This window comes from Streptomyces sp. NPDC047022 (genome assembly GCF_040644155.1).
Lineage (GTDB): Bacteria > Actinomycetota > Actinomycetes > Streptomycetales > Streptomycetaceae > Streptomyces.
This window is the reverse complement of sequence record NZ_JBEYVV010000010.1, coordinates 100,074-112,675: the sequence shown is the minus strand read 5'-3', so window position 1 is coordinate 112,675 and position 12,602 is coordinate 100,074. Positions and strand designations below refer to the sequence as shown.

Annotated in this window: 13 protein-coding genes; 9 read left to right on the top strand and 4 right to left on the bottom strand. The window is 71.5% G+C overall.

Features of this window, described 5'->3' with window-relative positions:
* Positions 1-247 precede the first annotated feature (247 nt).
* Entirely contained in the window at positions 248-706 is a 459-nt protein-coding gene (locus tag ABZ845_RS13915) for an ATP-binding protein (RefSeq protein ID WP_360977855.1), read from the bottom strand.
* A gap of 245 nt (positions 707-951) precedes the next feature.
* Here ABZ845_RS13915 and ABZ845_RS13910 point away from each other — a divergent pair, with 245 nt between their 5' ends.
* Positions 952-1,812, top strand: a complete 861-nt coding sequence (locus ABZ845_RS13910; protein ID WP_360977852.1) for a helix-turn-helix transcriptional regulator — start codon at positions 952-954, stop codon at positions 1,810-1,812.
* A gap of 9 nt (positions 1,813-1,821) precedes the next feature.
* Positions 1,822-2,046: a DUF397 domain-containing protein gene (locus ABZ845_RS13905; RefSeq protein ID WP_360977849.1), complete on the top strand. Its 225-nt coding sequence runs from the start codon at positions 1,822-1,824 to the stop codon at positions 2,044-2,046.
* 224 nt (positions 2,047-2,270) lie between these two features.
* Here ABZ845_RS13905 and ABZ845_RS13900 read toward each other — a convergent pair whose 3' ends face one another.
* Complete coding sequence (locus tag ABZ845_RS13900; protein WP_360977846.1) at positions 2,271-3,398, bottom strand: 8-amino-7-oxononanoate synthase; 1,128 nt, start codon at positions 3,396-3,398, stop codon at positions 2,271-2,273.
* Between the two features lie 147 nt (positions 3,399-3,545).
* On the opposite strand from ABZ845_RS13900, the gene bioB reads away from it, so the two are divergent.
* The 4 genes from bioB (at position 3,546) to ABZ845_RS13880 (ending at position 7,592) form a co-directional block, all read left to right on the top strand.
* Entirely contained in the window at positions 3,546-4,766 is a 1,221-nt protein-coding gene (gene bioB, locus ABZ845_RS13895) for a biotin synthase BioB (protein WP_360977843.1), read from the top strand.
* Positions 4,759-6,039, top strand: coding sequence for an adenosylmethionine--8-amino-7-oxononanoate transaminase (locus ABZ845_RS13890; RefSeq protein ID WP_360977841.1), 1,281 nt, complete (start codon positions 4,759-4,761; stop codon positions 6,037-6,039). Before bioB ends, ABZ845_RS13890 begins: the two co-directional genes overlap by 8 nt.
* A 3-nt stretch (positions 6,040-6,042) precedes the next feature.
* Positions 6,043-6,759 carry a dethiobiotin synthase gene (gene bioD / locus ABZ845_RS13885; protein ID WP_360977838.1) on the top strand — a complete coding sequence of 239 codons (717 nt, stop codon included), beginning with the start codon at positions 6,043-6,045 and terminating at the stop codon, positions 6,757-6,759.
* 170 nt (positions 6,760-6,929) lie between these two features.
* Positions 6,930-7,592, top strand: coding sequence for a class I SAM-dependent methyltransferase (locus ABZ845_RS13880; RefSeq protein ID WP_360977835.1), 663 nt, complete (start codon positions 6,930-6,932; stop codon positions 7,590-7,592).
* Between the two features lie 22 nt (positions 7,593-7,614).
* Here ABZ845_RS13880 and ABZ845_RS13875 read toward each other — a convergent pair whose 3' ends face one another.
* Positions 7,615-7,989, bottom strand: coding sequence for a fic family toxin-antitoxin system, toxin component (locus ABZ845_RS13875; RefSeq protein ID WP_360977832.1), 375 nt, complete (start codon positions 7,987-7,989; stop codon positions 7,615-7,617).
* Positions 7,990-7,993: 4 nt separating this feature from the next.
* On the bottom strand, positions 7,994-8,257 hold the full coding sequence (locus ABZ845_RS13870; RefSeq protein WP_360977829.1) for a toxin-antitoxin system HicB family antitoxin: 264 nt from the start codon (positions 8,255-8,257) through the stop codon (positions 7,994-7,996).
* A 264-nt stretch (positions 8,258-8,521) separates the two neighbouring features.
* Here ABZ845_RS13870 and ABZ845_RS13865 point away from each other — a divergent pair, with 264 nt between their 5' ends.
* From ABZ845_RS13865 to ABZ845_RS13855, 3 genes are all read left to right on the top strand, one after another.
* Positions 8,522-9,331, top strand: a complete 810-nt coding sequence (locus ABZ845_RS13865; protein WP_360977826.1) for an ABC transporter ATP-binding protein — start codon at positions 8,522-8,524, stop codon at positions 9,329-9,331.
* 7 nt (positions 9,332-9,338) lie between these two features.
* On the top strand, positions 9,339-11,906 hold the full coding sequence (locus ABZ845_RS13860) for an FtsX-like permease family protein (protein WP_360977823.1): 2,568 nt from the start codon (positions 9,339-9,341) through the stop codon (positions 11,904-11,906).
* 91 nt (positions 11,907-11,997) lie between these two features.
* Positions 11,998-12,426: a GNAT family N-acetyltransferase gene (locus tag ABZ845_RS13855; RefSeq protein ID WP_360977820.1), complete on the top strand. Its 429-nt coding sequence runs from the start codon at positions 11,998-12,000 to the stop codon at positions 12,424-12,426.
* Positions 12,427-12,602 lie beyond the last annotated feature (176 nt).

The window sequence follows — 12,602 nt, the reverse complement described above, 5'->3', positions numbered from 1 at the left end:
GCCGGGTCACGCCCTGGTCTGCGCCGTGGTGAGCGCGGGCCCCGGGGGCGCGGTGGTGCCTGGGACGGTGGCCAGGACCGCGGCGACACCCAGCGCGTCACGTCCCCTGGAGCCGGGCGCCCTGCGTCCTGCGATCCCGGTCGCGCACGGCGGCGACGAGGCGTCGCCCGCCGCGGGCGCCTGCCGCGCCCGTCCGCGCCCTGTTGCGCGGCGCCTTCGGCCGGGCGGCACGGCACAGCTCAGGAGTTCAGGGCTCCTGCTGTCCGCCCGCCGTGGCCGAGGGCACCGGAGAGGTCCACGGAAGCTCGATGGAGACGGTTTTGCCGCCCTCCGGTGTGGGCCGCACGTTCAGCGTGCCACCGCGTTCCGCGGTGAGCCAGCGGATGATCACCATGCCGCGGCCGTTGTCCTGCTGCACGGCCGCGGGCAGGCGCTTGGGAAAGCGGGGGTGGCTGTCGGTGACGCCGATGTGCAGTAACTCGTCGCGGTCCAGCGCGATGTCGACCGTGAAGGTGGGCGACTGCCCGAGGGTGTGCTGCACGGCGTTGGTGGCGAGCTCGGAGACGATCAGGCGTACGGTGTCGGCGACTTCGGCATCGCCCGGCAGGCCCCACTCGGTGAGGACGTCGGACACGTACCGCCGGGCTGCTGCGACCGAGGCGGGATCGCTCGGCAGAGTGACGGAGGCTTCCTGGTGGTCTGCCATGGCGACGTCGTCCCTTTCCACGGGACCGGGGTCCGACACGGAGCGGCTGGTGCGCGTAACGGTCCCGGACTGGTGCTGGCGTCAGCCTGCCACCACCGGGGCCCGACTGGGTGCGATCCCTCAAGATATGCATATATCTGTCGCCCGAAGCGGTGAACTCTCCGACGACCGACCGTATTTGCCCGCCTCCCAGGAGCATCCTCTACCGTCGCCGTGACACCGCGCGCCGGGCCGAAGGAGTCGCCATGCAGTACGGACCAGCGGTGCGCCGCCGCAAACTCGGCGCCGAGTTACGGGCTCTGCGCACCCGGGCGGGCCTCACCAGCGGTGAGGCCGCGAGCCTCGTCGGCTGGCACCAGTCGAAGGTGAGCCGGATCGAGACCGGCGCCAGCAAGGTCAAACCGACCGACGTACGGCTGCTGCTCGACGCGTACGGCACACAGGACCTCGAGCTGCGGGAGCTGCTCCTGGTGCTGGCGGGCTCGGAGGACGGGGGCGGTCGGCAGAACTGGTGGCACGCCTACCGGGGGGTGCTGCCGCCGACCTACCGCGACTTCATCAGCCTGGAGTCCCAGGCGAGCACCATCCGGACACTGGAGACCTCTGTGGTGCCGGGGCTGCTCCAGACGCCCGATTACGCCCGGGCCGTGACCCGGGCCGCGACCGGCCCGCTGGAGGACGCCCGGCTGGACGCCCTGGTGGAGGTGCGGCTGGCCCGGCAGGACGTGCTGCGCGCGGATCCCCCGCTGGAAGTCAGCGCGGTCCTGGACGAGGCGGTGCTGCACCGGCAGATCGGCGGACCGGGCGTCATGGCGCGCCAGCTGGGACGGCTCCTGGAGGCGGCCGAGCTGCCGCATGTGCGGCTTCAGGTTCTGCCCTTCGCCGACGGAGAACACATCGGGGTGACCGGGCCTTTCGTCATCTTCTCATTTCCGAGCAGATCTGATCTGGATGTGGTCGTTCTCGACCATTTGACGAGTAGCCTCTATCTGGAACGGAAAGAAGACCTCCAGGCCTATACCGAGGCCTTCAACGCCCTTCGGGTGCACGCCCTTTCGCCCGAGGAGTCGTTGGATTACATCGCCGCGTTGGCCGGCGACACATAAGGAGGCGCCATGCCAGCACTGCCTCGGCACATACCGTCCAGCACCCGGCTGCACGGAGTGCGATGGGTGCGCAGCAGCCGCAGCACGGGAATGAACAACTGCGTCGAGACCGCCCGTCCTGGCCCGGGCCCGTTCTCCGGACTGGTCGCCGTGCGCGACTCCAAGAACGTGACCGGACCCGCCCTGCTGTTCCGTCCCGCCGCCTGGGAGGAGTTCCTGACCGGACTGAACTGACCAGCCCCGGACGACTCGGTCGCATTCCGGCCATTTTCCGGCCGAATTCCGAGTCGCTTTCCTGGGGGTTACTCCGTGTGTGCCGCGTACGCCCGTATACGCATACGAGTACATATGCGCGTCACATACATGTCGGATGAGCGTGAACGGGTACGACGTACGAGGAACGGCCGTTTCGCCGACTCACGGCCGCGTCTCGTCGGCTCACGCCCGCGCGCGCCGTCTCACGGCCGCGTCTGGCCGATCACCCGTACGGCGTGCTCGATCTGGTCGTCTCCGAGGTCGGCGCGGGCAGTCAGACGCAGCCGCGAGATGCCGTCGGGCACCGACGGGGGGCGGAAGCAGCCGACGACGACTCCCGCCGCCCGGCAGTCCGCCGCCCACCGTACGGCTTGGTCGGGAGAAGGCGCCCGCACCGACACCACGGCGGCGTCCGGCCGCACCGCCTCATGGCCCTCGGCCGTGAGGCGGTCGTGCAGGGCCGCCGCCACCGCTCGGGCCCGCGCGGCGCGCTCCGGCTCGCGGCGCAGCAGACGCAGCGCCGCGAGCGCCGCGCCCGCCGCGGCGGGCGCGAGGCCGGTGTCGAAGATGAACGACCGGGCCACGTTGACGAGATGGTCGATCACGTGCGCCGGGCCGAGGACCGCGCCGCCCTGGCTGCCGAGCGACTTCGACAGCGTCACCGTCGCCACCACGTCGGGCGCCCCCGCGATGCCCGCCGCATACGGGGCGCCGCGTCCGCCGGCCCCGAGGACGCCGAGCCCGTGCGCGTCGTCCACGATCAGCCCGGCACCGGACTCCCGGGCGGCGGCGATCAGTCCGGCCAGCGGGGCGGCGTCACCGTCCACCGAGAAGACGGTGTCGGAGACCACGGCCGCGGGGCCCTCGTGGGTGCCGAGGGCCTTGCGGACCGCCTCCGGATCGGCGTGCGCGACGACCTGCGTGGTGCCGCGCGCGAGCCGGCAGCCGTCGATGAGGGAGGCGTGATTGCCCGCGTCGGAGACGATCAGGGACCCGTGCGGTGCCAGCGCCGTGACCGCCGCCAGGTTGGCCGCGTATCCGGAGGACAGGACGAGGGCGGCCTCGAAGCCGCAGAAGTCCGCCAGTTCGCGCTCCAGCTCGCCGTGCAGCTCGGTGGTCCCGGTCACGAGCCGGGAGCCCGTGGCGCCACCGCCCCACACCCGGGCGGCGTCCGCCGCGCCCTCGGTGATCTCCGGGTGGCGGGCCAGGCCCAGATAGTCGTTGCTGGCGAGGTCCAGGAGCGGGGAGTCGGCGGCGCGGGGGCGCAGGGTGCGGACGAGTCCGGCCCGGCTGCGCGCACGTGCCTGCTCGTCGATCCAGCCGAACGCCATGGGTCCTCCGGGGCTTTTGTAGGCAGTGCACAGACCCTAGCGGTACGGCCAGCGGGCCAGTATGTGGCAATACCCACATGGAGAACTGTCCGTGTTGTGCAAACTCTCCTTGGCCCGGGGCCCCCGCGTAAGACAGGATCGGTCCTCATGGACCTGCTGAACACGCTGGTGGACAAGGGGTTGCGGCGCGAACTGCCGACCCGCGAGGAGGCTCTGGCCGTCCTCGCCACTTCCGACGACGATGTGCTCGATGTGGTGGCCGCGGCCGGAAAGGTGCGACGCCACTGGTTCGGCCGACGAGTGAAACTCAACTATCTCGTCAACCTGAAGTCCGGCCTGTGCCCTGAGGACTGCTCCTACTGCTCCCAGCGGCTCGGCTCGACGGCCGGCATCCTCAAGTACACCTGGCTGAAGCCCGACGAGGCGTCGCAGGCCGCGGCGGCCGGTGTCGCGGGCGGAGCCAAGCGGGTCTGCCTGGTGGCGAGCGGCCGGGGCCCCACGGACCGTGACGTGGACCGGGTCTCCGACACCATCAAGACCATCAAGGAGCAGAACGAGGGCATCGAGGTGTGCGCCTGCCTCGGTCTGCTCTCCGACGGCCAGGCGGAGCGGCTGCGCCACGCGGGCGCCGACGCCTACAACCACAACCTCAACACGTCCGAGGCGACGTACGGGGACATCACCACGACGCACACCTACGCCGACCGCGTCGACACGGTGCACAAGGCGCACGCCGCCGGGCTTTCCGCCTGCTCCGGTCTGATCGCGGGCATGGGCGAGAGCGACGAGGACCTGGTCGACGTCGTCTTCTCGCTGCGCGAGCTGGACCCGGACTCGGTGCCGGTGAACTTCCTGATCCCGTTCGAGGGCACGCCCCTCGCCAAGGAGTGGAACCTGACCCCGCAGCGCTGCCTGCGCATCCTCGCGATGGTCCGGTTCGTGTGCCCGGACGTGGAGGTGCGCATCGCGGGCGGCCGTGAGGTCCACCTGCGCGCGATGCAGCCGCTGGCTCTGAACCTGGCCAACTCCATCTTCCTGGGCGACTACCTCACGAGCGAGGGCCAGGCGGGCAAGGCGGACCTCGATATGATCGCGGACGCCGGGTTCGAGGTGGAGGGCGCGGACCAGGTGACGCTGCCGGACCACAGGGCGACGGCCGCCGGGTGCGGGTCGCACGAGGGGGCCGGGTGCGGGTCGCACGAGGGCGCCGGCTGCGGTTCCCACGAGGAGAGTGCGGGCTGCGGTTCGCACGCCGGCGGCGGAGTCTGCGGTTCCGCTCCTGCGGCGTCGGGGGCCAACGAGCCTCGTACGGACCTGGTCGCGGTGCGCCGACGGGGTGCCGGTACCGATCTCGCCCCCAATGCCTGAGCTGGGCCTCGACGAGCTGCTGGCGCTCGACCGGCAGCACGTCTGGCATCCCTACGCGCCCATGCCGGGACGGCAGGAGCCGCTGGTCGTGGAGTCGGCGAGCGGGGTGCGACTGCGCCTCGCCGACGGCTCCGGCGAGCTGGTGGACGGCATGTCGTCCTGGTGGTCGGCCATCCACGGCTACAACCACCCGGTGCTCAACGATGCCGCTCGCGCGCAGCTGGACCGGATGAGCCATGTGATGTTCGGCGGGCTCACCCACGAGCCCGCCGTCCGGCTGGCGAAGCTCCTTGTCGACATGTCGCCCGAGGGTCTCGAGCATGTGTTCCTCGCGGATTCCGGCTCGGTCTCGGTCGAGGTCGCGGTCAAGATGTGCCTGCAGTACTGGCGTTCGCTCGGCCGTCCCGCCAAGCGGCGACTGCTGACCTGGCGCGGCGGCTACCACGGTGACACCTGGAACCCGATGTCCGTGTGCGACCCCAAGGGCGGCATGCACGGGCTGTGGCAGGGCGTCCTGCCCCGCCAGGTGTTCGTGGAGGCACCCCCGGCCGACTACGAGGAGTCGTACGCGGACCAGTTGCGCGCGGCGGTCGAACAGCACGCGGACGAACTGGCCGCGGTGATCGTGGAGCCGGTCGTGCAGGGTGCGGGCGGGATGCGGTTCCACTCCCCCGCCTATCTCCGGGTGCTGCGCGAGGTGTGCGACGCGCACGACGTCCTGCTCGTGTTCGACGAGATCGCCACCGGGTTCGGGCGTACGGGCGCGCTCTTCGCTGCGGACCACGCCGGGGTGTCGCCGGACGTGATGTGCTTGGGCAAAGCGATGACCGGCGGCTATATGACCTTGGCCGCGACGCTCTGCAACCCCCGGGTGGCCGACGGGATCTCCCAGGGCGAGGTCCCGGTGCTCGCGCACGGCCCCACCTTCATGGGCAACCCGCTGGCGGCGGCCGTCGCCTGCGCCTCGCTCGACCTGCTGCTCGGCCAGGACTGGAAGACGGAGGTCAAGCGGATCGAGACGGGCCTGAAGAACGGCCTCGCCGAGGCGGCCGCCCTCCCGGGAGTACGGGATGTGCGGGTCCTCGGCGCCATCGGGGTCGTCCAGCTCGACCACGAGGTGGACATGGAGGCGGCGACGCGGGCCGCGGTGAGCGAGGGCGTGTGGCTGCGGCCGTTCCGCGACCTCTTGTACACGATGCCGCCGTACGTGACGAAGGACGCCGACGTGGCACGCATCGCTGACGCGGTCTGCGCGGCGGCACGGGAAGGCTGACATATGTCTGTATTGGTGATCACGGGGACCGGAACGGAGATCGGGAAGACGATCACGACGGCCACCGTGGCGGCGGTGGCCCTCGCCGCCGGGCGGTCGGTGGCGGTCCTCAAGACGGCCCAGACGGGGGTGGTGCCCGGCGAGCGCGGTGACGCGGACGAAGTGGCCCGGCTCGCGGGCGCCGTGACGTCATGTGAACTGGCCCGGTTCCCGGATCCGTTGGCGCCCGCGACGGCGGCCCGGCGCGCCGGGGCGGCGCCCGTACGGCCGGACCAGGTGGCGGAGGCCGCCGCCAAGCTGGCCGTCGAGCACGACCTCGTCCTCATCGAAGGGGCGGGCGGGCTGCTCGTGCGTTTCGACGACGAGGGCGGCACGCTGGCGGACGCGGCGCGGCTGCTGTCGGCGCCGGTGCTGGTGGTGACGACGGCGGGTCTCGGCACGCTCAACACCACGGAGCTGACGGCGCGTGAACTCCGCCACCGGGGGCTGGACATGGCGGGAGTCGTCATCGGCAGCTGGCCCGAGACGGCCGATCTCGCGTCACGGTGCAACCTGGCCGACCTGCCGGTGGTGACGGAGGCGCCGCTGCTCGGGGCGCTTCCCGAGGGCGCCGGGGCGTACGCGCCCGACCGGTTCCGTGCCGAGGCTCCCGGCTGGCTTGCGCCCGGACTGGGCGGGACGTGGGACGCGGAGGCGTTCGCCGCGGCATCGGCGCCCTGAGGCCCCTGAGGCACCGGCGCCGTGAGGTCCGCCCGGCGCCGTAGGGCCGCGACCGTGCGCCTCGGGCGCCAGGGGTCGCGGCCCGGCAACCGGCGCGTGCGTGCGTGGGCGGGCTCCGGGCGGGGGACACTTCCCGTATCGCCCGCCCTCCCGCACCCAGGAGGCCCGCCATGCCGGCCCGTGCCCCCAGAGAGATCCACCACCCCCTGTTCGCCCGCTTCTACGCCCGGTTCAGTCTGGCCACCGAAGGGACCGTGGGTCCGCACCGGGAGGCGCTCCTCGCCGGTCTGTCGGGGCGGGTGATCGAGGTGGGCGCGGGCAACGGCCTGAACTTCGCCCACTACCCCGGCACGGTGTCCGAGGTGGTCGCGATCGAGCCGGAGCGCACACTGCGGCGGCTCGCCGTGAACGCGGCCCTGCGGTCCGGGGTCCCGGTGGACGTGGTGCCGGGCTCGGCGGAGAAGCTCCCGGTGAAGAGCGAGGCCTTCGACGCGGCGGTCGTGTCACTGGTGTTGTGCAGCGTGCGGGACGTCGAGCGCTCCCTGGCCGAGTTGCGGCGTGTGCTGCGGCCGGGCGGTGAGCTGCGGTTCTTCGAGCACGGGCGGGGCGGCGGACGGATCATGGAGGCCACTCAGCAGGCGCTGGACCGTACGGTGTGGCCCTGGCTGTTCGGAGGCTGCCACGTCGGCCGGGACCCGGTGGCCGCGATCAGGTCGGCCGGCTTCGAACTCGGGCCCGTGCGCAGGGTGCCCTTGCCGGAGCGGGGGCCACGCCTTCCCACGTCGTACTGCGTGCTGGGCACCGCGCGGAGGCCTGCGGACACGAAGCGGTAGCGAAGCAGCAGGCGCAAAGTGGTCACAGACTCCACTGCCGCAGCTCGCGCGCGATGTCGTGCACCGAGGCCTGTCCGCTCTTCACCAGCCGGGCCAGATCGCGCACCTGCTCGGGGGACGTGACGACCTTGACGCCGCTGGCGACCAGATAGCCGTAGGCGACCGCTGAGGCGAACAGGGCGTTCGAGCGCTCCAGCGCCGGGACATGCAGGAGGAGCTGGAGCAGCGCGGCGGCGCGGGCGTGCGGAGTGTCGTAGACGGGGACGCCGAATATCTCCGCCTCGTGCCGGGCGACCGCGGCGACCAGCGCGCCCCAGTCGGTGACCTGGGGGTCTCCGGGTGTCTTTTGTTCCGCGACCATCAGCAGCCAGGCGAGGTCGATTCTGAGGTTGTCCAACGGATCAGCGACGACCCTCACCCCGGCGTCCGTCCGGGCCCTCGCCCCCGCCTTCGCGCGCGGCGCCGAACTCCTCCGCGAAGACGGACTCGTACTGCTTCATGAAGTCGGCGGCGGACTCGACGAACGTGTGGCCGACCTCCCCGGTGTCCTGCCGGACCAGCTCCTCGATGTAGCGGTTGACGCTCATACCGCGCTCCAGGGCACGCTCACGGGCGGCTCGGGCCGTGCCCTCGTCCACCCTCACGTTCAGCTGGGTCTTCGCCATACCTAGACGCTAGCGCCGTACCGCTAGCAGCGGCAAGCATGCCGACATGACGGCCATGGGGCACAGGGAGGGGGACCACCTCTTGTGTGCCCCTTACACGAGAATCAGGGGGCCGGGACCTGCGGCGGAGACACATCCGCACCCAAGGGGGATACCGGCTGTGCGGTGCGTCACACTACGCTCGGCCGGGACAGGAAGCAGGGAAGCCAGGACCCGGGACAGGGAAGACGGGACGCCTGAGCGTCCACGAGCGAGGAGGCGGTCTTGTCCACTGCTGCTGCCGAGCACGCCCCCGGCCGCGCCGAGGAGGAGGGGATCGCCGCCCGCGCCCGCGGCCTCACCAAGGCGTACGGCTCGGGCGAGACGACCGTTCTCGCCCTCGACTCCGTCGATGTGGACATCGCGCGGGGCCGCTTCACCGCGGTGATGGGCCCCTCGGGTTCCGGGAAGTCCACCCTGATGCACTGTCTGGCCGGTCTTGACTCCGTGTCGGCCGGGCAGGTGTGGCTCGGCGACACCGAGATCACCGGTCTGAAGGACCGGGAGCTGACGCGGTTGCGGCGGGACCGCGTCGGGTTCATATTCCAGTCCTTCAATCTGATCCCGACGCTGAGTGCGGCCGAGAACATCACCCTGCCGATGGACATCGCGGGCCGCAAACCCGATCAGCAGTGGCTCGACCGGGTGATCGACACCCTTGGGCTGCGCGACCGGCTCACCCACCGGCCGGCCCAGTTGTCCGGCGGGCAGCAGCAGCGCGTCGCCTGTGCCCGTGCGCTCGCCTCCCGTCCCGAACTGATCTTCGCGGACGAGCCGACGGGCAACCTCGACTCCCGGGCGGGCCTCGAGGTGCTGGGTTTTTTGCGCGAGGCGGTGGACGGACTGGGGCAGACGGTCGTCATGGTCACCCACGACCCGGGAGCCGCGGCCCACTCCGACCTGGTGCTCTTCCTGGGGGACGGACGGATCGTGGACGAGATGCGGGAGCCGACCGCGGACGCCGTACTGGAGCGCCTGAAGCGCTTCGACACCCTCCGGGCGACCGCCGACGGCGCGCCCGGCCACGAGGACTGAGGCCACAGTGCTGAAGGCGACCCTGCGCAGTTTCCTGGCGCACAAGGGGCGGCTGCTCCTCTCGGCGCTGGCCGTCATCCTGTCCGTTGCATTCGTCGCGGGCAGTCTGATCTTCTCTGACACGGTCACCCGGACCTTCGACCGGCTGTTCGCCTCCACGGCGGCCGATGTGACGGTGAGCCCCAAGGAGGACCTCTCCTCTCCCATCCCCACCGGAGCGACACCCACGCTCCCCGCCTCGACCGCCCAGCGGGTGGCGAAGGTGGACGGCGTCGCGGCGGCCCATGTCGACGCCGCCGTCACCAACATCACCGTCGTCGACAGCAGGAACCAGCCCGTGGGGCCGACGACCGGCGCTCCCACCATCGCCAAGAACTGGTACGTCACCGACCGCAGCCCGGTGAAGCTGACGTCCGGGCACGCTCCGCGGGGCGACGGCGAAGCCCTCCTGGACGAGGACACGGCCCGGCACAAGCATGTGAAGATCGGCGACACGCTGACCGTGCTCGCCCGGCCCGGCTCGTTCAAGGTGCGCATCGTCGGGATCGCGACCTTCACCACGACCAACCCCGGCGCCGCCCTCGTGTTCCTGGACACCCCGACCGCCCAGACCAGGCTGCTCGGCAGCCCCGACGCGGCCACGAGCATCTCGGCGGACGCGCGGCCGGGCGTGGACGACACCCTGCTCAAGCGGCGGATCGCCGCCGCGCTCGGGTCCGGACCCTACGACCTCAAGACGGCTGGCGAGCAGGCCAAGTCCAACACCGACCAGCTCGGCACGTTCCTCGACGTGATCAAGTACGTGATGCTGGGATTCGCCGGAATCGCCGTGCTGGTGGGCGTGTTCCTCATCGTCAACACGTTCTCGATGCTCATCGCCCAGCGCACCCGCGAACTGGGCCTGCTGCGCGCACTGGGCGCGGACCGGCGGCAGGTGCGGCGGTCGGTGCTCATGGAGGCCCTGCTGCTCGGCCTGGTCGGCTCGACGCTCGGGCTCGCCGCGGGTATCGGGCTCGCGGCGGGGCTCATCCGGCTCATGAGCGCGTTCGGCATGAACCTGAAGTCCACGGAGATGGTGATCGGCTGGGCGACACCCGTCGTCGCGTATGTGGTGGGTGTAGGGGTGACCTTCGTCGCCGCGTATCTGCCCGCGCGGCGCGCGGCCGGGGTCTCCCCCATGGCCGCCCTCAGTGATGCGGAAGTCGCCGGGGTGGGGCGGCCGTTGAAGCTCCGGGCGGTGGCGGGCGCCATCGTCGGCGCGCTGGGCGTGGCGGCGCTGGCGGGGTGCGCCGGGGCCACGAGGACCGCGGCGGGCGCCTCCCTGCTGGGAGTCGGCGTGGTGCTCACGCTCGTCGCCACCGTGATCGCGGGCCCGCTGCTGGTGCGCCCCGTGATCCGTGTGCTGGGCGCCGCGTTCCCCGCGATCTTCGGCTCGATCGGCCGGATGAGCCAGCGCAACGCACTGCGCAACCCGCGGCGGACCGGTGCCACCGCCTCGGCGCTGATGGTCGGGCTCGCCCTGGTCGGCGGGATGTCGGTGGCGAGCGCTTCCATGTCGAAGTCGTTCGACCAGCAGATCGACAAGACGCTGGGCGCCGACTTCGTGGTGCAGAACAGCAACTTCCAGCCCTTCCCGCGGGAGATCACGGACAAGGTCCGCGCCACGCACGGCGCCGGGCTCGTCGTACGCCAGCGGCTCACGCCCGTCGCGGTCCGGCTGCCGGACGGCAAACGGGTCCAGACGGCAGCCGCGGGCTACGACCCCCGGCTCGACGACGTCGCGCACATCACCTACACCCAGGGCGACACCGCCGCCGCGCTGGCGGACGGCTCGCTCGCGATGGACGTGAAGTTCGCGAGGGACCACGGCGTCCATACCGGCAGCACGATCCCCGTCGAGTTCCCGGCCGGACGCCACACGGTTCTGAGGGTCGGCGCGCTCACCGACCAGGGCGGCTCGGACGGCTTCGGCACGCAGGGCGGACTGTACTTCGGCATGGCCACGCTCCAGAAGTACGTGCCGGACGGACAGGACTCGGCGCTCTATGTGAACGCCGGGCCCGGTACGCCGAAGGACCGGTTGCGCTCCCGTCTGGAGCAGACCCTCGCGCCCTTCCCCCAGGTCCAGGTGCGCGACCAGGCCGACTACAAGAAGCTCGTGCACGACCAGATCGCCGTGCTGCTCTACCTGGTGTACGCGCTGCTCGGCCTCGCGATCGTCATCGCGGTGCTCGGGGTGGTCAACACCCTGGCCCTCTCGGTGATCGAGCGCACCCGCGAGATCGGTCTGCTGCGCGCGATCGGGCTCGGCCGGCGGCAGTTGCGCCGGATGATCCGGCTGGAGTCCGTGGTGATCGCCGTGTTCGGGGCCGTGCTCGGGCTCGCGCTGGGGCTTGTGTGGGGTGTGTGCACCCAGCGGGTGCTCGCGCTTGAGGGGATGAAGGCGCTGGCGATTCCCTGGGGCACGATCGTCGCCGTGGTGGTGGGTTCGGCGGTCGTGGGCGTGGTGGCGGCTCTGCTGCCGGCGTTGCGGGCGTCCCGGATGAATGTGCTGGCGGCGATCGCGCATGAGTGACGGCGGGTAGCGGCCCACGGGTTGGAGCGGCCGGACGTCCGCATACTGGAATTGCGCTTCCGGCGCCGTGATCGCGTGGTGCGATCACGGCATGACCGAACTGCGGATACGGCCCGCGCGGCCCGAGGACCTGGACACCGTGCTCGCCTTCTGGAGGGTGGCCGCCGAGGGTACGAGCATCAGCGACGACCGGGACGGCATGGAGCGGCTCGTCGACCGCGATCCCGGGGCGCTGATCCTCGCCCTGACAGCGGACGGAGAACTGGCGGGCACCGTGATCGCGGGGTTCGACGGCTGGCGCTGCCATCTGTACCGGCTCGCGGTGCACCCGGAGCTGCGGCGCCAGGGGATCGGTTCGGCACTGCTGGCCGCGGCGGAGGAACGGTTCGTACGGCTCGGCGGGCGCCGCGGAGACGCGATGGTCCTGCAACGCAACGAAACCGCTCATCACGCCTGGCGGGCGGCGGGGTACGCGCCCGAGGAGAAGTGGCGGCGCTGGGTGAAGCCGCTCGCGGGCTGAAGCCGGCCTGTGGACAACCATCCGGGCGACTTTACCAATCCTTTACCATGGAAGAGTCGATCCGCCTTGCGGCGGGTCAACTCGTCCCAGCATGGAAAGGTGTGAGCGCCGGCCGATGGACAGTCCTCTCCGTGCACGACCTCGCGCGGTCCCCGCGTCCCTGTCGGATCCTGGGA

Coding starts and splice junctions, on each gene's coding strand:
- ABZ845_RS13915 (WP_360977855.1), bottom strand. CDS start 706: ATGGCAGACCACCAGGAAGCCTCCGTCACTCTGCCGAGCGATCCCGCC.
- ABZ845_RS13910 (WP_360977852.1), top strand. CDS start 952: ATGCAGTACGGACCAGCGGTGCGCCGCCGCAAACTCGGCGCCGAGTTA.
- ABZ845_RS13905 (WP_360977849.1), top strand. CDS start 1,822: ATGCCAGCACTGCCTCGGCACATACCGTCCAGCACCCGGCTGCACGGA.
- ABZ845_RS13900 (WP_360977846.1), bottom strand. CDS start 3,398: ATGGCGTTCGGCTGGATCGACGAGCAGGCACGTGCGCGCAGCCGGGCC.
- bioB (WP_360977843.1), top strand. CDS start 3,546: ATGGACCTGCTGAACACGCTGGTGGACAAGGGGTTGCGGCGCGAACTG.
- ABZ845_RS13890 (WP_360977841.1), top strand. CDS start 4,759: ATGCCTGAGCTGGGCCTCGACGAGCTGCTGGCGCTCGACCGGCAGCAC.
- bioD (WP_360977838.1), top strand. CDS start 6,043: ATGTCTGTATTGGTGATCACGGGGACCGGAACGGAGATCGGGAAGACG.
- ABZ845_RS13880 (WP_360977835.1), top strand. CDS start 6,930: ATGCCGGCCCGTGCCCCCAGAGAGATCCACCACCCCCTGTTCGCCCGC.
- ABZ845_RS13870 (WP_360977829.1), bottom strand. CDS start 8,257: ATGGCGAAGACCCAGCTGAACGTGAGGGTGGACGAGGGCACGGCCCGA.
- ABZ845_RS13855 (WP_360977820.1), top strand. CDS start 11,998: ATGACCGAACTGCGGATACGGCCCGCGCGGCCCGAGGACCTGGACACC.